The following is a 19497-nucleotide window of genomic DNA, read 5'->3' on the forward strand; positions in this document are numbered from 1 at the left end:
GGCCCGGTGACGACGGACGTCAGGCGTCGGCGCCCGCGGCGAGCTTGAGCTGCGCCGCCAGGCGCAGCAGCCGGGTCTCGTCGCCGGGGCGGCCGATCAGCTGCACCGACCAGCTCAGTCCGTCCTCGTCACGGGTCACCGGCACCGAGACGGCGGGCAGCCCCATGACGTTCACCATCGACGTGTAGGGCGTGAACAGACATTGCCGCTCGTAGTTCGCCTCCGGCTCGAGCGAGGTGAAGTGCCCGACCTCCGGCGGCGCGAACGCCAGCACCGGGGTCATCACGACGTCCTGGACGGCGAACTGCGCCCGCAGTCCGACGGCCCAGTCGGTCATGCGGCGCTCGGCCGCGTCGATCTGCTCGGCGGAGAGGGCCCCGGCCGTGTGCAGGAAGTTCGCGGCCATCGGCCCGACGCGGTGCTCGGCGCCCTCGGGCAGGTCCGCGCGCAGCAGGCCGGAGGTCCACAGCGTGCGGAAGTCCCGGTGGTACTCGTCCCCGTACTCGGGCACGAACTCGTCGACCGCGTGGCCCAGCCCGGCCAGGCGGGCGCCGGCCGTGGTCAGCGCCGCGAACGCGGACGTCGCCAGGCCGATCGACAGTTCGGGGGCGAACGGCGACGCGGCGGTCACGCCCACCCGCAGCGGGACCGGGCGTTCACCCGCCTCGAGACGCCCGACCGCGTCCTGCACCGCCTCGAGGCTCGGGCCCGCGCCCGGTGACGCCGGCTGAGCCGTGAGGGCGTCGAAGAGCAGCGCCGCATCCGCGACGGTGTGCGCGAGAGGGCCGGTGACCGCGAGGTTGCGCACCGACTCGGCTGGCGGATCCGTCGGCACGGTCCCGCGCCCGGGCTTGAGCCCGACGAGACCGCAGGCGGCCGCGGGGATCCGGACCGAGCCGCCGCCGTCCGTGCCGGGAGCGACCGGCAGGATCCCCGCCGCGACGGCGGCCGCCGAACCGCCCGAGGAGCCGCCGGCGGTGCGCGAGGGGTCGAGCGGGGTGCGGGCGGCCCCGCCCAGCGGGTTCTCCGAGTGCGCGTCGAGGCCGAACTCCGGGACGGTGGTCTTCCCGACGGTCACCACGCCCGCCTCGGCCAGCCGTTCGACGACCGGGTCGTGGCGGTCGGGCACGGGGGAAGAGGCCGTGAGCTCAGAGCCGCGCCGGGTCGGCAGGCCCGCCACGTCCGTGAGGTCCTTGAACGCGGTCGGCATCCCGTGCAGGGCGCCGAGCCGATGGTCGGGCCCGGCCGCAGCGTCGCCGGCGCCGCGCCGACCGGCGCGCTCGTCGTCCAACCGGCGGGCGCGGTCCAGGGCCCGCTCCGCGTCGAGCGCCGCGAAGGCGCCCAGGTCGGCGTGCTCCTCGGCGGCGGCCAGGGCCGCCCTGACGGCCTCGACGGCGCCGAGGCGTCCGGCGGCGAGATCGTCACGCAGGGCGAGCGCGGTGCGGTCGAGCAGTCGTGCGGGCGGTCGCGCGGCGTTCTCCATGGCACCGAAGACTAGTCACCCCGCATGCCAGGCCCGGGCGCCTCGCGCGCGGTCGAGCCGAACCGTGGACGATCGGCTCAAGGCCCGGGCGCGGCACCGTCGAACCATCGCGGCGTCGTCGCGGTGCCGTGCGGTGTCTGGGCGCGACGGGCGGGGATACCCTGGGCGGCATGAGCATGTTCGAGACCGTCACCGTCGACCAGATCCCCGAGAACGCGACCATCCTCGACGTCCGCGAGGACGACGAGTGGGCCCTGGGCCGTGCCGCCGGGGCGCAGCACCTGCCGCTGGGACAGCTGCCCGACCGCATTGAGGAGCTGGACCCGGACACCGACTACTACGTCATCTGCCGCACCGGTGGCCGCTCGGCGCGCGCCGCCGAGTTCATGGAGTCGCGCGGCTACTCGGCGATCAACATCGCCGGCGGCTCCGGCGCCTGGCTCGAAGCCGGCAAGCCAATGGAGGCCGACGGCGACGCCGAGCCGACCGTCAAGTGACCCCGCCGCACCCCGAGGCGGGCGCCCGGGCCGACGTCGACGCTCCCGCGGGGGGCGCGGTTCGGCCGGGCGCCCGCTTCACGTTCCTGGGCCCCGAGGGCACCTTCACCGAGGCGGCGCTGCGCCAGATTCCCGGGGTCGCTGAGTCGGAGGTGACCGCTTCGGTCTCCGTGATCTCCGCTCTGGCGGCCGTGCGTTCCGGGGCGGCGGACTACGCCATGGTGCCGATCGAGAACTCCGTGGAGGGCGGCGTCTCGGCCACCGTGGACGACGTGGCCTCCGGGGACGATCTGCAGATCCTCGCCGAGGTGCTGGTGCCCATCAGCTTCGTGCTGGTTGGCAGGCAGGGGGTCCGTCTGGAGGACGTCCGTCGGGTCACCACCCACACCCATGCCTGGGCGCAGGTCCGTGGCTGGGCGGACGCGCAGCTGCCTCAGGCCGAGTTCACGCCGGCCCCGTCCACCGCGGCCGGCGCCCGTCTGTTGCTTCCGCAGACCACGGACGACGGGCCAGCGATCCCCGCCTTCGACGCGGCGGTCTGTGCCCCGCTCGTGGCCGAGCAGACCGGGCTGCCCGTGCTGGCCGAGCGCATCGAGGACACCGCGGGCGCCGTCACCCGCTTCGTGCTGGTGGGCCGCCCCGGCCCGCTGCCGGCGCCGACCGGCACGGACAAGACCACCCTGACCGTGCCGCTGCCGAACGATCACCCGGGCGCCCTGCTGGAGATCCTCGAGCAGTTCTCCACCCGCGGCATCAATCTCTCCCGCATCGAGTCCCGGCCCACCGGTACGGGGCTGGGGCAGTACTTCTTCTCCCTGGACCTGGAAGGCCACCTGGCCGAGGAGCGCGTGCAGGCCGCCCTGGCCGCGCTGCACCGGATCTTCCCCGGCGTGCGGTTCCTGGGCTCCTACCCGCGCGCCGTTGAGCGCGAGGTTCAGGTCCCGGGCCACATGAGCGATGAGGCCTACCGCCGCGGTCGGGAGTGGGTGAGGGGCCTGCTGCGGCGCTGAGCGTCTGCGGTGCAGAGCCCTCCGTTCCGGACGGCTCAGCGCGGCAGCATCACGGTGAGGGAGTCCTCGATCAGGCGCGCGTCGATGCCCACGACCTCGCCGGTGGAGTCGCCGTCCAGCTGGGAGACGATCGGCGTCTCGAAGCGGATCTGCACGCGGGTGCCCTGCAGGGTCTCCATCACGGGGATCTTCACGCGGTGGCCGATCACGGTGTTCGCCGCGATCCGGGCCCAGTCCAGCACGTGGCGAGGGGAGAGGACCATGACGTCCAGCAGGCCGTCGTCCAGCTTGGCGTCCGGCAGCAGCTCCAGGCCGCCCTGCAGGGTGCCGCAGTTGGCCACCAGCACGGAGCGGATCTTGTAGCGGCGCGCGGAGCCGCCGTCGATGGCGATGGTGGCGTCCTGACGGTCGCCCGGCAGGTGGCGCAGACCGGCCTCGCCGTAGGCGAGCCAGCCGGCCTTGGCCTTCAGATCGTCGCGGGTGTCTCCCATGACTTCGGCGTCCAGGCCGACGCCGCCGATCACCAGGGTGGTGTGACGGTGGCGTTCGCCGTCCGGATCCTCGAAACGTACGTCCAGGGTGTCGATCTTCTTGGTGGCGCCGGACAGGGCCGCGTTGATGCAGGTATCGAAGTCGTCGATCGGCAGGCTCAGATTGCGGGCCAGCAGGTTGCCCGTGCCCATCGGCACGATGCCCAGGCGGATGTCCGTGCCGACCAGCTGCTCGGCCACGGTGCGCACGGTGCCGTCACCGCCGGCGGCGATGACCACCTTCACGCCGGCGGCCCGCGCGTCCGCGGCCATCCGAGTTCCGGGGTCGTCCTGCGTGGTCTCCAGGACCAGCACCTCGCCCATGCCCATGTCACGGGTGGCCGCCGCCACCTGCTTGCGGACGTCGTCCGCGTTGTTCTTCACCGGGTTGATGACGAGGGCCACATCATGCCGCCCCTGCGCGTCCCCGGTCTGCTCGTCCACCTGAGTCTTCAACTGGTCCACCCGGGCCACCAGGGACTGGCGCTCTGCGCGCAGGCGCTCCATCTGACGGCTCAGCTGCCGGACGCGCAGGTGGTTCCACACGAGCACCGCACCGACCGCCACGACGGCGACCAGGGCGATGACCGCCAGGAGCATCTCCAGGGTGAAGTCACTGTTCATGCCTTGATTCTAGGAAGCGGTGCTGTGAGCCAGGCATGAGCGGGCGCGGCCGCTAGGCTGGAGCGCGTGATCGACGTCAAGGACCTCATCGAGAAGCCCGAGCAGTACCGCGCCTCCCAGACCGCCCGCGGGGCGGACGTGTCCGCCGTGGACCGCATCATTGAGGCGGACCGGTCCCGCCGCGAGTCCATCGCCCGCTTCGAACAGCTGCGCGCCGAGCAGAAGGCCTTCGGCAAGAAGGTCGCCCAGGCGCAGGGCGAGGACAAGCAGGCGCTGCTGGCCGAGGTGAAGGAGCTGGCCGCGCAGGTCAAGGCCGCCGAGGCCGCATCGAACGAGGCCGCCGAGGCGCTCGCCGCTGAGCAGCGTGCGTTCCCGAACCTCATCGTCGAGGGCATCCCGGCTGGCGGCGAGGACGACTTCGCCGTGCTCAAGGAGGTCGGCGCCCCGCGTGACTTCGCCGCGGACGGTTTCGAGCCGCGCGACCACCTCGAGATCGGCGAACTGATCGGCGCGATCGACATGGAGCGCGGCGCGAAGGTCTCTGGCGCGCGCTTCTCCTTCCTCCGGGGCGCTGGCGCGCGCCTCGAACTGGCCATCATGCAGATGGGCCTGGACCTGGCCCTCGAGAACGGCTTCACACCCGTCATCCCGCCGACGCTCGTGCGTCCCGAGACGATGCAGGGCACCGGCTTCGACGTCGAGCACGACGACGAGATCTACCGGCTCGAGCGGGACGACCTGTACCTGGTCGGCACCTCCGAGGTCGCCCTGGCCGGTTACCACGCCGACGAGATCATGGACCTGGCCGACGGCCCCGTCCGCTATGCCGGCTGGTCCACCTGTTACCGCCGCGAGGCTGGCTCCGCGGGCAAGGACACGCGCGGCATCATCCGCGTGCACCAGTTCAACAAGCTCGAGATGTTCGTCTACACGAGCCCCGAGCAGGCCGAGGCCGAGCACGAGCGCCTGCTCGCGTGGGAGGAGCAGATGCTCGCCGCGATCGAGGTGCCCTACCGCGTGATCGACACCGCCGCCGGCGATCTGGGCCTCTCCGCCGCCCGCAAGTTCGACTGCGAGGCCTGGGTGCCGACGCAGGGCACCTACCGAGAGCTGACGTCGACCTCGAACTGCACGACGTTCCAGGCCCGACGGCTGAACGTGCGCGAGCGCGTCCCCACGGACGACGGCGGCAAGGGCGGCACCCGCATGGTGGCCACGCTCAACGGCACGCTCGCGACGACGCGCTGGATCGTCGCGATCCTCGAGAACCACCAGAACGCCGACGGCAGCGTGACCGTGCCGGCGGCGCTGCGCCCGTACCTGGGCGGGCTGGAACGGCTCGAGCTCGTCTGAAGCCCTCCTTCACCCCGACGAGGGCGCACCTGTGGTCGCCTCACGCGCGTTGAGGCGACCACAGCTGCACCCTCGTCGGTCAGGGGAGAGGCGACGCCGGCCGTTCACCCGCGTGTCGCACTCGTGTCCGAGCCGTGTGGTTGGGTGGACGGCATGACGAAGAAGCTCGTGTGCCTGGACGTCGACGGAACGATCGTGGACCACGATGGTCGCCTCCATGAGCCCGTGCGCCAGGCCGTGCAGGCGGTCCGGGACGCCGGTCACCACGTCGTGATCGCGACGGGGCGCTCGCGCGGTGCGACTCTGCCGGTGGCCGAGTCCCTCGGCATCGACACCGGGTTCATGGTGTGCTCCAACGGCGGCGTGACCCTGCGCCTGGACCCGGCGCTCGACGCCGGATACGAGGTCACGGACCTGCGGACGTTCGACCCGCACTCGGTGCTCGCGCAGCTGCGCGACCGGCTGCCCGGCGCGAAGTACGCGCTCGAGCTGCCCGACGGGTCCTTCCGCTCCACTGAGCGCTTCCAGGACATGTCGTTCGGCGTCACGGCGGAGGGCGTCACCTTCGAGGAGCTGATGTCCACGACCGCCGTGCGCCTGGTCGTGTTCTCCACGGATTCCTCGACGGAGGAGTTCGGCCGTGCGGTCGAGGGCATCGGCCTGTCCGGGGTCACCTACTCGGTCGGCTGGACGGCCTGGCTCGACGTCGCGGCCGCGGGCGTGACGAAGGCGTCGGGGCTTGAGGGCCTGCGCACCGTGCTGAAGGTGTCCCGCCAGGACACGGTCGCGGTCGGCGATGGACGCAACGACATCGAGATGCTCCGCTGGGCCGGCCGCGGCGTGGCGATGGGCCAGGCCGTCGACGAGGTCAAGGACGCCGCGGACGAGGTGACCGGCACCGTGGACGAGCACGGGCTCGCGGACGTGCTGAACGGGCTGCTCGAGGGCGGCCCAGGGCAGGACTGACGATGCGAGGAGCGTGGAGAGGACTAGTCGGGCCGCTTGGAGCCGCCTCGTCTGCGGCGGTTCTGAGCGCCGCGGGAGTCGGGGTAGCAGCAGTCACTCGTTCCACCCGTGAAAGGCGGTCGTGGCCTGTCGCCGGCGTCGTCGGTGTGGTGGCCGCCGACCTCATCGGTGGCATGGTGGCTTTTCAGATTCCGGAGACGCGCCGCCACTACGCGGAGACGAGTTTGGGGTCGCGGCTGGTCCTGGCTATCGGCCATGTCCAGTGCTTCGCGCTCCCGCTGTTGGGGGAAGGGACCTGGGGTCGTGCGCTCAAGCGGTGGGCAGGGGTGGTTTGCGGGACCATGCTGCTGCAGTCGTTCGTCGCGGAACAGGACCGCAGGCTGGTCGGTTCCGCGTTGGCGCTCTTCCTGGGATCTGCTGACCTTGCGACCGATCTGACGCGCCAGCGGTGGTTTGGCCCTGTCTGGGCCGTCAAGCTCGTCGCCGGTCACGCGACTCTGCCGAACCAGTGCCGTCCCCCTGGGACCGTCGTCTGACGCAGTGCCGCGACTGCGATTCAACTCCGCCGTCGCCCCGGGCGCGTCCGGTCAGGTCTCCGGCAGATCGGCCTCGTCCGCCAGCGCCAGCAGCCGCGCGGCGGCGGGGCGGCATGCGTGCTCTTCGGTCCAGAACGCCCGCTGCACGGCCTGCGAGACCGCCTGGGTGGTGATGCCGAGCTCCGCGGCGACGAGCTTCTGCTGCCCGCGCACCCCTGGCACCATCAGGTCCAGCACGCGCCACTCGGCGTCGGTGCGGGTCCACACCAGCTGACCGACCAGCCGCAGCACCGCCTCGGCCTGCGCGGCCGCCTCGAGATTCCGGGTCGACACCGCCACCGGGATCCGGGCCGTGCTCAGCGCCGCCGCCTCGACCGCCTGACGGGCCGCCACCAGTCCCGGCCCCGCGACGTCGCCCAGCTCCTGCGTGTCCGGCAGGCCGGGCGTGCCGTCGGCGGCGGTGAGGGGGCCGACGCCCACGCCCACGTTCCAGCGCCGATGCCGCAGGGCCCTCAGGGCCACGTCCACCGCGGTGTCCGGGTCCGCGACGACGCCGATCAGCTCGTCGCCCCACGACCGCTGGAACGGCAGCACCGTGTCCGCGTCCCGTAGTTCGCGGACCATGTCGTCGACCAGGTCCCCGGCCTCGAGGGTGTCGCGCTGGTTGAGGAAGAGGGCGTACATGCGCCCGATTCTGCCAGGCGCGACCACCGCCGATGCTGGGAGGGTCGAGGTGTGCGGGGCGCCCCGAGTCCGTGCTTCCGAGGTGCTCCCGGGCGATCTGTACTGCGCAAACGACCCTTCTCAGGCCGTTCCGGGCCCTCAGAAGGGTCGTTCGCGCAGTATGGATCTGCGGCTCAGTCTCCGCGTTGCTCGGTCTTCGCGTGCTCGGTGGCCGCGCGTGACCGACCCTGCAGGTCAGCGCAGGCTCACTCGCCCTGCTCAGTGGCCGGCGTCGCTGCCTCGGTGTCCACGTCGCGGCCCTGCGGCTCGTCGGACTCGACCGACTTGCCGGAGGCCTGGAAGCGCTCGATCGAGGCGGCCAGCTCCTTCTCCGCGGCCTCGCGGCCCTTCCAGCCCTCGACCTTGACCCACTTGCCCGGCTCCAGGTCCTTGTAGCGGGTGAAGAAGTGCTCAATCTCCTTGAGCAGCCACTCGTCGACGTGCTCGAGCTCGGTGATGTGGTCGAAGCGCTTGTCCGCGGGCACGCACAGCACCTTCGCGTCGCCGCCGCCGTCGTCGGTCATGGTGAACACGGCCACGGGTCGGGCCTCCACGACGACGCCCGGTACCAGGTCGAAGCCCGGCAGCCAGACCATCGCGTCCAGCGGGTCGCCGTCCTCGCCGAGGGTGTGCTCGAAGAAGCCGTAGTGGGCCGGGTACTGCATGGGGGTGAACAGCACGCGGTCCAGGCGCAGGCGGCCGGTCTCGTGGTCGAACTCGTACTTGACGCGGGATCCGGCGGGGATCTCGATGGTGACGTCGTGCTCCATGACGCTCCTTGGCTCGGGTGTGCGTGACGAATCGTCGGATCCGTGCGGGATCCGTCGGGGGTCAGCCTATCCGGCACGCGGGGCGCCGCCCCGTGTGATGGACTTGCCCGGTGAGCCTTGCACCCCTGTTCTCCGCCATGGCCGAGCGTGCCGCGTCCGTCATGCTCGCCGCGGGCATGACGCTCGCCCCGGCCCCCGCCCCCGCGCCGCACGATGCGGCGCCGCTCGAGGGCACCGTCGTCACCGACCAGGTCGTGGCCGCCTCCGAGGCCGGCGCTCCGGGAGCCGACCAGCTGACCGCCACCGCCGAGGCCGCGCTCGCCGACGCGCCCGGCACCGCCCACGTGAGCATCCGGGACCTGGCCACGGGCGAGGAGCTCACGCAGATCGCCGACGACGAGCCGGTCGCCCCGGCCTCTTCCGTCAAGGTGCTCACGGCAGCGGCCGTCCTGAACGAGCTGGGCCCTGAACGGCGCCTGCGCACCTGGACCGTCCTGGCAGACGAGCACGCGGACGGGCCCGCCGAGGTGGTCCTCGTCGGCGGGGGTGACGCGCTTCTGGGCACGGGCGCCTCGGACCCGGACGCGGTCTCCGGCCGGGCCGGCCTGAGCACGCTCGCGCAGCGCACCGTCGACGGCCTCCAGCGTCGCGGCGTGACCGGGGAGGTCATCGTGACCGTGGATCCGCGTCTGTTCGGCGGCGACGGCCGCAATCCCGCCTGGGCCGACGACCTGTACGAGCAGGGGCACGTCTCGCCCGTGCGGCCCCTGGCGACGTACGGCGGCCGTGAGGAGTACGGCACGGGGCAGGACCGGGTGGAGGACACCGCCGGGTTCGCCGCCGAACGTTTCCAGTCCGCCCTCGCCGACGCCGCCGAAGCCGCCGACGCTGACGTGGACGTGCGCGTGCGCGAACAGGTGCCGCGGACCGACGCCGACCGGGCCGAGGTGCTCGACGCCCCGCCGCTCGGGCTCGTCGAGTCCGCGACGGTGGCCGAGCAGGTCGCGTTCATGCTGGGCCACTCGGACAATCAGGTCGCCGAGGTCCTCGCTCGTGACGCCGCCCACCTGGCCGGTGAGAAGCCCGCGCCCGAGGGCGTCTGCCGAGTCCTCGTCGACGCGGCCGATCGGCTGCGCGTGAACACGCGGGGGCTCGACCTGGCCGACGCCTCCGGCCTCGCCGGCGACAACCGCGTCACGGCAGACCAGCTCACCGGCGTGCTCGCGGCCGCCGCGCGCAGCCCGCGTCTGCAGCCGGTCGTGGAGGCCCTGCCCGCCCCGGGCACGGACTCCACCCTGCAGGACCGGCTCGTCGGCACCGCCGCCCAGGACCGCGTGCAGGCCAAGACCGGCACCCTGCTGGACTCGGTCTCCCTCACCGGGCGGCTGCGCACGGCCAGCGGCCGCGAGGTCGTGTTCAGCATCGTGCTCACCGGCATCGACGCGGACGTGACCGAGGCCCGGGACGCGATCGACGAGACGGTCGTCGCGCTCGCCGAGCTGTGAACCGCGCGTCGAGGGTGGCGCAGGGATCGGGCCGGGCGCTGCAGGCTCGGACCGCCCCGCCGGACCGCCTCGGTGGGCCGCAGCGCCCCTGCCTGTGATCTGATGGGCGCATGAACCGCCCGGAGAACCCGACGCCCGACGAGCCTCCGACGTCCGACGCCCGGGGCGATGCGGCCGCGGCCGAGCGCGCCCCGGCGCAGCCGATCGACTGGGCCGTCGCCGCCCGCACCGCCGCCGCCCTGGCCCCGCCGGGGCCGCGGATGTCCGCCCGCCAGGCCCGCGCCGAGACCGAGGGCCTGCGCGCCGCCGCCGAGGCGTCCGTGCCGCACGTGCACCGGCTCACGCGGCTCGCCGCGGCCGAGGACCTGCGGGACTCGCAGCTGCTCGTCGTCGACCGGGGCACGTGGGCCAAGGCCAACACGCACTCCTTCCAGGCGCTGCTGCGGCCCACCTTCGACCACCTCGCCCGCACCCGGCCGGGGGAGTACCGGACCTCCACCCACCCGCTCGCCACGCGCGCCACCGCCACGGAGCTCGGGGGCATCCTCGCGTGGCTCAGTTCCAAGGTCCTCGGGCAGTACGACCCGTTCAGCGCCCTGACACCCGGCCCCGACGGCGACCGCCGCCCCGGTTCGGGCGGGCGGCTCATGCTGGTGGCGCCCAATGTGGCGATGGTGCGGGCCGAGCTGAACGTGATCCCGGAGGACTTCCGCATGTGGGTGTGCCTGCACGAGCAGACCCACCGCGTGCAGTTCGCCGCGGCGCCCTGGCTGGCCGAGCACCTGCGGGACGAGATCACGGGGTTCACCTCCGCGATGTTCGACAAGTCCGAGTCGCTCTCCGGGCGCCTGCGCGCCGCATTGCTGGCCGCCCGGCCCGGCGGGGACGAGGCCGGCCCGGCGGACGGGGCGGCCGACGGGCACGGGGTGCCCGCGCCGCGGGGCGGGCTCATGGCGGCGCTGCACGACGAGGAGGACCGCGCCCGCATGTCCCGCCTCACCGCCGTGATGTCGCTGCTCGAGGGGCACGCGAACGTCGTCATGGACGGGGTGGACGCCTCCGTCGTCTCGAGTGTGAAGACGATCCGCCGTCGCTTCGGCGAACGCCAGCAGCGGCGCTCCCCGCTGGATCGGTGGGTGCGTCGAATGCTCGGGATGGACGCCAAGATGCGCCAGTACCAGGACGGTCAGCGGTTCGTCACGGCCGTCGTCGAGCAGCTGGGCATGGACGGGTTCAACGTCGTCTGGGACGCCCCCGAGTTGTTGCCGACCGAGGCTGAGGTCCACGCGCCCGAGCAGTGGGTGCGCCGCATCCGTGCGACCGCTTGAGAGCGGGGCGGGACTGCCCGCCCTGACCGGGCCGTGGCCGCCGACGACGCGGTGGCCGGAGCCGTTGCACCGTGCTGTGCGGGCGCTGCGGGACGCCGTGGACGCCGCGACGGGCGAACCGGAGCCGCCGACAGCGAGGACGGCGGTGACGGGGGAGCCGCCCGTGCGTGCGGGGCGGGTGTTGCTCGCGGTCTCCGGCGGCGCGGACTCGCTCGCGCTCGCCGTGACCGCCGCCGTGGTCGCCGACACCCGCGACGGGGCCCGGCGCGGCGGGCCTGACCGGTTCGCCGCGGTGTGCGTGGACCACGCTCTGCAGCCCGGCTCGGCCGATGTCGCGCGGGCGGCCGTCGCCGTCCTGCACGGCATTGGGCTCGACCGGGCGTCCGTCGTGCCGGTCCGGAGGGGCGGGGACAGGGCCGAAGCCGAGGCATCGGACGGGCTTGAGGGCCATGCCCGTCGGCTGCGCTACACCGCCCTGGCCGAGGCCGCCGCGACCGTCGGTGCCGACGTCGTGCTGACCGCCCACACGGCCGACGACCAAGCCGAACAGGTGCTGCTGGCCCTGGCGCGGGGCTCGGGCACGCGGTCCGTGGCCGGCATTCCGGCGTGCGGTCCCCTGCCGTGTGCCGAGTCGTCGACGTCGCGCGTCGTCCGGCCGCTGCTGGGACTCTCCCGCGTCGACCTCGAGCGGATCTGCGCGTGGGCGGGCGTGCGCTGGTGGGACGACCCGCAGAACACGGATCCTGACATGCGCCGGGTGCGGGTGCGGCATCGCCTGCTCCCGGCCCTCGAGGACCCGGAGACCGGCCTCGGGGCGGGCACGCGGGCCGGCCTCGTGCGCAGCGCCCGGATCGCGGCGGAGGACGCCGCCGCCCTCGATGCGTGGGCCGAGCGTGCGTTCGACGCCCTGCGCGTCGTCGACGGAGCCGCCGCCTCGACCGTCCGGCTGCGCCTCGACGGGCTGCGGGAGCTGCCGCCGGCGGTGCGGCATCGGGTCGTCCTGCGGGCGGCCCGGCTCTGCGGTGCCGAGGACCTGACCCGGGAACGCGTGCTCGCGGCGGCCGCCCTCGTCGAGGCGGTCCCGGGAGCGTCGGCGGGTCCCGTCGAGCTTCCCGGTGGCGTGCGGGTGCGACGTCGTCGGCCCGGCCTTCGACGCGCGGCCAGGACCGTGCACCCGGACGGCGCCGCCCAGGGGGATGCGCTCGCGCGTGCGTGTGCCACACTGGATTTCATCCCCGCGGCGCCGCGACCGTCACAGCGGTCGTCGGCGTGAGGCTCGTCCGCTCGGCGACGCCCGACCGGAGGGCCGTGCGGGTCCCGCATCTCACGCACCCATCCCACCGAATCAGGAGCTGCTCCCGCATGGAGGCACAGGACGTCCAGGAAGACCTCAGCCACGTTCTCTTGAGCACGGAGGAGGTCCAGGCCACCATCGCGGAGCTGGCGGCGAAGGTCGACGAGGACTACGCGGGCAAGAACCCGCTGATCGTCGCGGTGCTCAAGGGCGCGATCATGGTGGTCGCCGATCTGACGCGAGCGATGTCCTCGCACGTCGACGTCGACTTCATGGCGGTCTCCTCGTACGGCTCGGGCACGAAGTCCTCGGGCGTCGTGCGCATCGTCAAGGATCTCGACACCGACCTGACGGGCCGGCACGTGCTGATCGTCGAGGACATCATCGACTCCGGCCTGACGCTCTCGTGGCTCAAGGCGAACCTGGAGTCCCGCAACCCGGCGTCGGTCGAGATCTGCACGTTCCTGCGCAAACCGGACGCCATGAAGGTCGACATCGACGTGAAGTATGTGGGCCGGGACATCCCGAACGAGTTCGTGGTCGGCTACGGCCTCGATTACGCCGAGAAGTACCGCAATCTCGACTGCGTGGGCACGCTCGCCCCGCACGTCTACTCCTGAGCTGGGGGCGAGGCAGGCCAGTCGCGTCGACGGGCGGCGTCGGCCGATGGGTCATGCGAGCGGGCGGTATGACCTCGACTGGTCACGCCAGCGGGCGGTATAGGCCGCGATTCTGGCGTCAGAGCGCCCGTGGGCGTGACTGCGGCATCGAGTTCCGCCCGTTGGCGTGACCGATTCGATTCTGCGACTGCGGGCTGCATGTCCATGCCCCGAGCCCGGGGCCTCCGTTAGATCGGTGTCGGGCGCGCATCGCAAAGATCTTCAGGGCGCGCTCCTCACACATTCCCCGGGGTGCGCTCCTCACACATTCCCCGCGGAGTGGGCGGTGAGGTGTCGACGAACCTCGTCTATCACGCGCCGGTAGCCGTCGCGGCCGTCGGACGTGGACACCGTCAGATTGCGGTATCCCCGTCGTTCGAAGGCCGCGTTCCTCTGGACGTCGCGGTCGATCTGACGCGGTCGCCCGTGATGCTTGCTGTCGTAGTGCAACGCCAGCCTCGCGCTGCGGTACCCCAAGTCCGCGCTCGCCGGGTGCGTCGGGGAGAACGACGGGTCGTGCATCTCGATCTGCAGCTCGGGCTCCGGCAGGCCCGCCTCGACCAGTGCGAGTCGCAGAAGTGTCTCCCGCGGCGAGTGGGCACCCACGCGAACCGTGGCGGCTGCGGCGATCAGTCGGCGCCGGTGCCGGCGTCCCGTGCGGCACGACGCGGCGACCTGGATGAGTTCACCGCGCCTGCCCGTCGCCGCGTCGACACCGCCGTCGAGCTCTGCGCATCGGACGAGGTGGTCACCGAGAACCACGAGTTCGCGGTCGGTCAGCTGTGCGGCGAGATCGACCCACAGTCGCGGCAGGGTCGTGGTCCACCAGGGCTGGCCGTTGATCAAGACCTGCTCGACCTCCTCACGAGGCAGCAGCGTTCGATGCGAGACGACCCCGTCGGCGGTCAACTGGCCACGGTCCCGGGGACGGCTGACGTGCACCGCGTCGTGGTGATCGAGCCGGGCCGGCAGCCACAGGCCGCGTGCACGGGCCGCCGTCTGGTGGGAGAGCGCGGTGGTGTGCCGGTGCGGGATGAGCCGGACGAGTCGGTCGTGCTGTGCAACGGTCAGCGGGGTGCTCCACTCGTAGGGGTCATCGTGTCCGATGGTCGGATGCGGCCGTACCCGTGGCCGGGACGCCGATCCCGCGGGCGAAACTGTCGTGCTGGCCGACGGTCTCGACGTGCCCCTCCACACGTACAGTCCGCGTGCCAGGCGCACGATGTCGGAGCGGCGGAGGCGATCGCGGTGCACGCCGGCGGCGTGGGCCTGGTGAAGGGTGAACGGGCCGGCGCGCAGGGAGTCCGGCAGCGGGGCGGGGCGGCGCATGAGACCACTCTGCCGGTCATCGAGGTCGACGCGGTGGGTGCGCTGCGGTGGCCGTGGATTGGTCCGGACGACGGGGCGTCTGTGCAGGGCCGGACGGCCGAGTCCGCGTGTGGAGGGGACGACCGCGGCCGTCCTGAACCGTGAACGGTGAGACCGACGTCCGGGCGCAGGCAGGCGTAGCGGCATGTCCGGGACCGTGAGGGGCGGCGCCTCGATGGTCGCTGCCCCGTCGCTGGCCGGGGCATGTCCGGGGCCCGGGGGTCCAGCAGCAGGCTCACGACGGGGCAGGGCGGGTGCACAGGGCGGGTGCGCAGACCGGGACGGTGATCGGGGCGGGGAGTCAGTCGGTCACTCCAGCGGGCGGAAAGGCCCCTCGCGGTCACTCCAGCGGGCGGTATAGCCGCATTTTTCGCGGTCTGAGCGCCCATGCGCATGACTGGTCGCCCACATAACGCCCACTGCCATGACCGCTCGTCCTGCGCGTCCGCTCCCGAGTCGCCGCTCGGCCCCGCCCCGCACCCGCCGCGCGCCGAACCTGCCTCGCAGCCGCCGGCCTCGCCCCGCACCCGCCGCCCGCCGCACCCGCACCACGTCCCTGTCCACCGGCGGCGAACTCTCGTCCACAGCGGGCGTCGTCATGGCGGGGCCGGGTAGCCTGGTCCCTCGGGCCCTCGCCCGACGTTATCGCCACCCGGTCTCCGGCCATTCGGTCGCGGGCCGCGCAACGACAGGAGCAACGCGCGCGTGGAGGACAAGAAACCCGCATCGGGCATGAAGCGGTTCCTGCAGGGACCGTTTTTCTGGATCCTGCTCGCCCTGCTCGTGCTCGGCTTCGTGATCCCCGCCCTCGTGCAGCCGCAGCGCAGCCAGGTCGACACGAACGTCGGCATGGCCATGCTCAGGGACGGCAAGGTGGCCGAGGCGCTGATCGACGACGGCGAGCAGCGCGTGGACCTGTCCCTGCGTGAGCCCTACAAGCAGGACGGCGACGACCTCGGCAAGGAGGTCTTCTTCTACTATTCCGAGGCCCGCGCCGAGAAGGTCGCGACGGCCATGGACGAGTCACAGGTCGACGGCTACACGGACGAGCCGGAACGGTCGAACTGGCTGCTCTCCCTGCTGGGGTTCATCGTCCCGTTCCTGCTGATCTTCCTGCTCTTCTGGTTCCTCATGTCCCGCATGCAGGGCGGCAGCGGCAAGATGATGCAGTTCGGCAAGTCCCGGGCGAAGCTCATCAACAAGGAGGACCCGGACGTCCTGTTCAAGGATGTGGCCGGCGCGGACGAGGCCGTCGAGGAGCTCGAGGAGATCAAGGAGTTCCTCACCCAGCCCGAGCGTTTCCACAAGGTGGGCGCGAAGATCCCGAAGGGCGTCATGCTCTACGGCCCTCCCGGCACCGGCAAGACGTTGCTGGCCAAGGCCGTCGCGGGCGAGGCGAACGTGCCCTTCTACTCGATCTCCGGTTCGGACTTCGTCGAGATGTTCGTCGGCGTGGGCGCCTCCCGCGTGCGCGACCTGTTCGAGCAGGCCAAGAGTCACGCTCCCGCGATCATCTTCGTTGACGAGATCGACGCGGTCGGCCGTGCCCGCGGTGTCGGCATGGGCGGCGGCAACGATGAGCGCGAGCAGACCCTGAACCAGATGCTCGTCGAGATGGACGGCTTCGACGCCTCGACGAACGTCATCCTGATCGCCGCGACGAACCGGCCGGACGTGCTGGATCCGGCATTGCTGCGCCCGGGCCGCTTCGACCGGCAGATCCCCGTGGAGGCCCCGGACCTCGACGGCCGCGCCCGGATCCTCGAGGTGCACGCCACGGGCAAGCCGATTTCCCTCGACGTGGATCTGCGCCAGATCGCCAAGCGCACCCCCGGCTTCACGGGCGCGGACCTGGCCAACGTCATCAATGAGGCGGCGCTGCTGACGGCCCGTTCGCACAACAACGTGATCGACGCGGTGGCGTTCGACGAGGCGATCGACCGTGTCATGGCCGGCCCGCAGAAGCGCACGCGCCTGATGAACGAGCACGAACGCAAGGTCACCGCCTACCACGAGGGCGGCCACGCGCTCGTCGCGGCCGGTCTGCGGCACTCGGCCCCGGTCACGAAGATCACCATCCTGCCGCGCGGCCGCGCGCTGGGCTACACGATGGTCGTGCCCGAAAACGACAAGTACTCGGTGACGCGCAACGAGCTGCTCGACCAGCTGGCCTACGCGATGGGCGGCCGCGTCGCCGAGGAGGTCGTTTTCCACGACCCGTCCACGGGCGCGGCGAACGACATTCAGAAGGCCACCGAGACGGCCCGGAAGATGGTCACCGAGTACGGCATGAGCGCGAAGGTCGGCGCCGTGAAGCTCGGCGCGGCGGACACGGAGCCCTTTGGCCACGGCGCCGGCGGTGGCTCTCGCGGCTACTCGGAGGAGCTGGCCTACCTGGTCGACGCCGAGGTGCGGCAGCTGATGGACCAGGCGCACGAGGAGGCGCACTGGGTGATCACCCAGAACCGGGACATCCTCGACCGGCTCGCCTACGAGCTGCTCGAGCGAGAGACCCTCAACCAGGAGGACGTCGCCGAGATCTTCGCGGGAATCCGTCAGCGCGATCCGCGGCCCGTGTGGTTCGCCGCCGACGATCGGCCGCACCAGGATCAGCCCCCCGTGCTGTCCCCGCAGGAGCGCCGCGCCCGCCTGGGCGAGGGCGAGCAGACGCCCGTCGGTATCGAGTCCACGACCGTCCCGGGAGACGACCATGACGCCTCGCACTGACGGCGCCGGCGCGGACTGGCCGGAGGACTGGATCAACGGCGGTGCCGCCGCGCGGCAGATGCCTGCCCCTCAGGGGCAGCCCGTGACGGAGGACTCCACCCCGGAGGCGCAGCCCTCGCCGCAGGACCAGCCCGTTCCGCTGGACACCGGAGCCCTCACGGCGGTCACCGGCGTGCCGGGAACCTTCGACCCCGCCTCGACCGCCGTGGACCGACCGCGCATCGAGGCCGCCGTGCGCGAGATCCTCGAGGCGATCGGCGAGGACCCGGAGCGCGAGGGGCTGCACGAGACGCCGAAGCGCGTCGCGAAGGCCTACGCCGAGTTCTTCGCGGGGCTGCATCAGCGCCCCGAGCAGGTGCTCGGCACGACCTTCGACATCGCGCACGAGGAGCTCGTGCTCGTCAAGGACATCCCGTTCTACTCGACGTGCGAGCACCACCTCGTCCCGTTCCACGGAACCGCGCACATCGGTTACATCCCGGGTGAGGAGGGCCGTGTCACGGGGCTGTCGAAGCTCGCCCGGCTGGTCGAGCTGTACGCGCGCCGTCCGCAGGTGCAGGAGCGGCTCACTACGCAGATCGTCGAGGCGCTCGTCGAGCACCTGGCCCCGCGCGGGGCGATCGTCGTGGTGCAGGCCGAGCACATGTGCATGTCCATGCGTGGCGTGCGCAAGCCCGGTGCCAAGACCGTCACGTCGGCGGTGCGCGGCCAGCTGCGCGACCCGTCCACCCGTTCCGAGGCCATGAGCCTGATCCTGAACGGCTGACCCATGGACCTGCTCGCGCGCCTTCCCCAGGACCGGACGCTCGTGATGGGCATCCTCAACGTCACCCCGGACTCTTTCTCCGACGGCGGCCGGCACGCCACGATGTCCGCGGCGATCGAGCACGGCCTCGCACTGATGTCGCAGGGCGCGGACATCGTCGACGTGGGCGGCGAGTCCACCCGGCCCGGTGCGACCCCCGTGCCGCCCGATCAGGAGCAGGAACGCATCCTGCCCGTGATCCGCGAGCTGCTCGCCGCGGGCGCGTGCGTCTCGGTGGACACGATGCACGCCGTGACCGCCGCGGCGGCTCTCGAGCTCGGCGAGGTGATCGTCAACGACGTCTCGGGGCTGCACGTCGAGGCGGACATGCCCGCGGTCGTCGCGGACTCCGGCGCCCCCTACGTACTCATGCACAACCGCGGCACCCCCACGACCATGGACGACCTCACCGGCTACGACAACGTCGTGGCGGATGTGCTGGCCGAGCTGCGGCAAGTGCGCGAGCGGCTCTACCAGGCGGGCGTGCGGCCCGAACAGCTCATCACGGACCCGGGGCTGGGCTTCGCGAAGGCCGGCGAGCAGAACTGGGCGGTGCTGCGCGGCATCGACGGGCTCCACGCGCTCGGTCACCCCGTGCTCGTCGCGGCCTCCCGCAAACGGTTCCTCGGCACGCTGCTGGCCGCGCCGGAGGCGACCTCCGATGCGTCCTCGGCGGCCCGGCCCGGTGCGATCGACGCCCCCGCCCGGCCCCGCCCGGCCGAGGGACGTGACGCCGCCACCGCCGCGATCACCGCCCTGTCCGCCGAGCGCGGCGCGTGGGCGGTGCGTGTGCACGACGTAGCCGCCTCGGCTGACGCCGTGCGCACCGTGGCCGCCTGGCACGGCTCGCCCGCCCAGATCCGCGAGCGTCGCGGCGCGCAGCAGGCAGGCACAGCATGATCCGTGGACACGAGCACCGGGGGCGGGACCGGCGCGAACCACCGACCGAGCTGGATCGCATCACCCTGACCGGCCTCACCGCGTACGGCTACCACGGGGTGCTGCACCGGGAGAAGCGCGAGGGCCAGCGGTTCGTCACGGACGTGGTCATGCACGTCGACGCCGCCTCCCCGGCCGAGTCCGACGACCTGGCGCTCACCGTGAACTACGCCGAGGTCGCGGACACCGTGATCGAGCTCGTCACGGGCGAGTCGCTCGACCTGATTGAGACCCTGGCCGAACGGATCGCCGGCGCCGTCCTGCGCACGCAGCCGCTCGTGCACGTCGTCGAGGTGACGGTCCACAAACCGCAGGCGCCGATCCCGCACGAGTTCGTCGACGTGTCCGTGACCGTGCGGCGGGTCCGGGGCGAGGAGTAG

The 19497-nt window shown here is 72.4% G+C and carries 18 protein-coding genes; 13 read left to right on the forward strand and 5 right to left on the reverse strand.

All coding sequences use genetic code 11. The annotated features are described in order from the left end of the window. Positions 1-19 precede the first annotated feature (19 nt). Entirely contained in the window at positions 20-1483 is a 1464-nt protein-coding gene (locus HDA30_RS09185) for an amidase (RefSeq protein WP_184241920.1), read from the reverse strand. A gap of 170 nt (positions 1484-1653) precedes the next feature. Between HDA30_RS09185 and HDA30_RS09190 the strand changes: the two genes are divergently transcribed. Together HDA30_RS09190 and pheA are read left to right on the forward strand one after the other, a co-directional pair. Then, the gene (locus HDA30_RS09190; protein ID WP_158496941.1) at positions 1654-1980 is read left to right on the forward strand and encodes a rhodanese-like domain-containing protein; all 327 of its coding nucleotides are present in this window, start codon (positions 1654-1656) and stop codon (positions 1978-1980) included. An 86-nt stretch (positions 1981-2066) separates the two neighbouring features. Next, positions 2067-2990, forward strand: a complete 924-nt coding sequence (gene pheA, locus HDA30_RS09195; protein WP_246418909.1) for a prephenate dehydratase — start codon at positions 2067-2069, stop codon at positions 2988-2990. Between the two features lie 35 nt (positions 2991-3025). Here the strand turns inward: pheA and HDA30_RS09200 are convergent, their stop codons facing one another. Further along, complete coding sequence (locus HDA30_RS09200) at positions 3026-4144, reverse strand: diacylglycerol/lipid kinase family protein (protein ID WP_184241922.1); 1119 nt, start codon at positions 4142-4144, stop codon at positions 3026-3028. A gap of 66 nt (positions 4145-4210) precedes the next feature. Between HDA30_RS09200 and serS the strand changes: the two genes are divergently transcribed. The 3 genes from serS (at position 4211) to HDA30_RS09215 (ending at position 6999) form a co-directional block, all read left to right on the forward strand. Further along, positions 4211-5497 (forward strand): serine--tRNA ligase, encoded by a 1287-nt coding sequence (gene serS / locus HDA30_RS09205; RefSeq protein WP_158496944.1) that lies wholly within the window; start codon positions 4211-4213, stop codon positions 5495-5497. Positions 5498-5650: 153 nt separating this feature from the next. Beyond that, the gene (locus HDA30_RS09210; protein ID WP_184241923.1) at positions 5651-6463 is read left to right on the forward strand and encodes an HAD family hydrolase; all 813 of its coding nucleotides are present in this window, start codon (positions 5651-5653) and stop codon (positions 6461-6463) included. Positions 6464-6612: 149 nt separating this feature from the next. Then, the gene (locus HDA30_RS09215; RefSeq protein ID WP_158496946.1) at positions 6613-6999 is read left to right on the forward strand and encodes a hypothetical protein; all 387 of its coding nucleotides are present in this window, start codon (positions 6613-6615) and stop codon (positions 6997-6999) included. Between the two features lie 51 nt (positions 7000-7050). Here HDA30_RS09215 and HDA30_RS09220 read toward each other — a convergent pair whose 3' ends face one another. Next, positions 7051-7683 (reverse strand): hypothetical protein, encoded by a 633-nt coding sequence (locus HDA30_RS09220; protein WP_184241925.1) that lies wholly within the window; start codon positions 7681-7683, stop codon positions 7051-7053. Positions 7684-7928: 245 nt separating this feature from the next. After that, positions 7929-8492 carry an inorganic diphosphatase gene (locus HDA30_RS09225; RefSeq protein WP_158496948.1) on the reverse strand — a complete coding sequence of 188 codons (564 nt, stop codon included), beginning with the start codon at positions 8490-8492 and terminating at the stop codon, positions 7929-7931. Positions 8493-8602: 110 nt separating this feature from the next. On the opposite strand from HDA30_RS09225, the gene HDA30_RS09230 reads away from it, so the two are divergent. The 4 genes from HDA30_RS09230 to hpt all read left to right on the forward strand — a co-directional run bounded on the left by HDA30_RS09230 (position 8603) and on the right by hpt (position 13239). Next, positions 8603-9997: a D-alanyl-D-alanine carboxypeptidase gene (locus HDA30_RS09230; RefSeq protein ID WP_184241927.1), complete on the forward strand. Its 1395-nt coding sequence runs from the start codon at positions 8603-8605 to the stop codon at positions 9995-9997. Positions 9998-10107: 110 nt separating this feature from the next. After that, positions 10108-11325 carry a zinc-dependent metalloprotease gene (locus tag HDA30_RS09235; protein ID WP_184241929.1) on the forward strand — a complete coding sequence of 406 codons (1218 nt, stop codon included), beginning with the start codon at positions 10108-10110 and terminating at the stop codon, positions 11323-11325. Then, positions 11312-12598: a tRNA lysidine(34) synthetase TilS gene (tilS, locus tag HDA30_RS09240; RefSeq protein WP_184241931.1), complete on the forward strand. Its 1287-nt coding sequence runs from the start codon at positions 11312-11314 to the stop codon at positions 12596-12598. Before HDA30_RS09235 ends, tilS begins: the two co-directional genes overlap by 14 nt. An 89-nt stretch (positions 12599-12687) precedes the next feature. Next, a complete protein-coding gene (hpt, locus tag HDA30_RS09245; protein ID WP_184241933.1) occupies positions 12688-13239 on the forward strand; it encodes a hypoxanthine phosphoribosyltransferase in 552 nt (183 codons plus the stop codon). A gap of 300 nt (positions 13240-13539) precedes the next feature. On the opposite strand, the gene HDA30_RS09250 is transcribed toward hpt, so the two are convergent. Next, a complete protein-coding gene (locus HDA30_RS09250; RefSeq protein ID WP_184241935.1) occupies positions 13540-14607 on the reverse strand; it encodes a hypothetical protein in 1068 nt (355 codons plus the stop codon). 771 nt (positions 14608-15378) lie between these two features. Here HDA30_RS09250 and ftsH point away from each other — a divergent pair. From ftsH to folB, 4 genes are read left to right on the forward strand one after another with little or no spacing between them, the layout of a single operon-like run. Further along, positions 15379-17373 carry an ATP-dependent zinc metalloprotease FtsH gene (gene ftsH / locus HDA30_RS09255; protein WP_158497094.1) on the forward strand — a complete coding sequence of 665 codons (1995 nt, stop codon included), beginning with the start codon at positions 15379-15381 and terminating at the stop codon, positions 17371-17373. 58 nt (positions 17374-17431) lie between these two features. Then, on the forward strand, positions 17432-18139 hold the full coding sequence (gene folE / locus HDA30_RS09260) for a GTP cyclohydrolase I FolE (protein ID WP_246418912.1): 708 nt from the start codon (positions 17432-17434) through the stop codon (positions 18137-18139). Positions 18140-18142: 3 nt separating this feature from the next. Next, positions 18143-19078: a dihydropteroate synthase gene (gene folP, locus HDA30_RS09265; protein ID WP_184241937.1), complete on the forward strand. Its 936-nt coding sequence runs from the start codon at positions 18143-18145 to the stop codon at positions 19076-19078. Then, positions 19075-19497, forward strand: a complete 423-nt coding sequence (folB, locus tag HDA30_RS09270; protein ID WP_184241939.1) for a dihydroneopterin aldolase — start codon at positions 19075-19077, stop codon at positions 19495-19497. The genes folP and folB overlap by 4 nt, the downstream gene beginning before the upstream one ends.

The organism is Micrococcus cohnii (assembly GCF_014205175.1).
In the GTDB taxonomy this organism is placed as follows: Bacteria; Actinomycetota; Actinomycetes; order Actinomycetales; family Micrococcaceae; genus Micrococcus; species Micrococcus cohnii.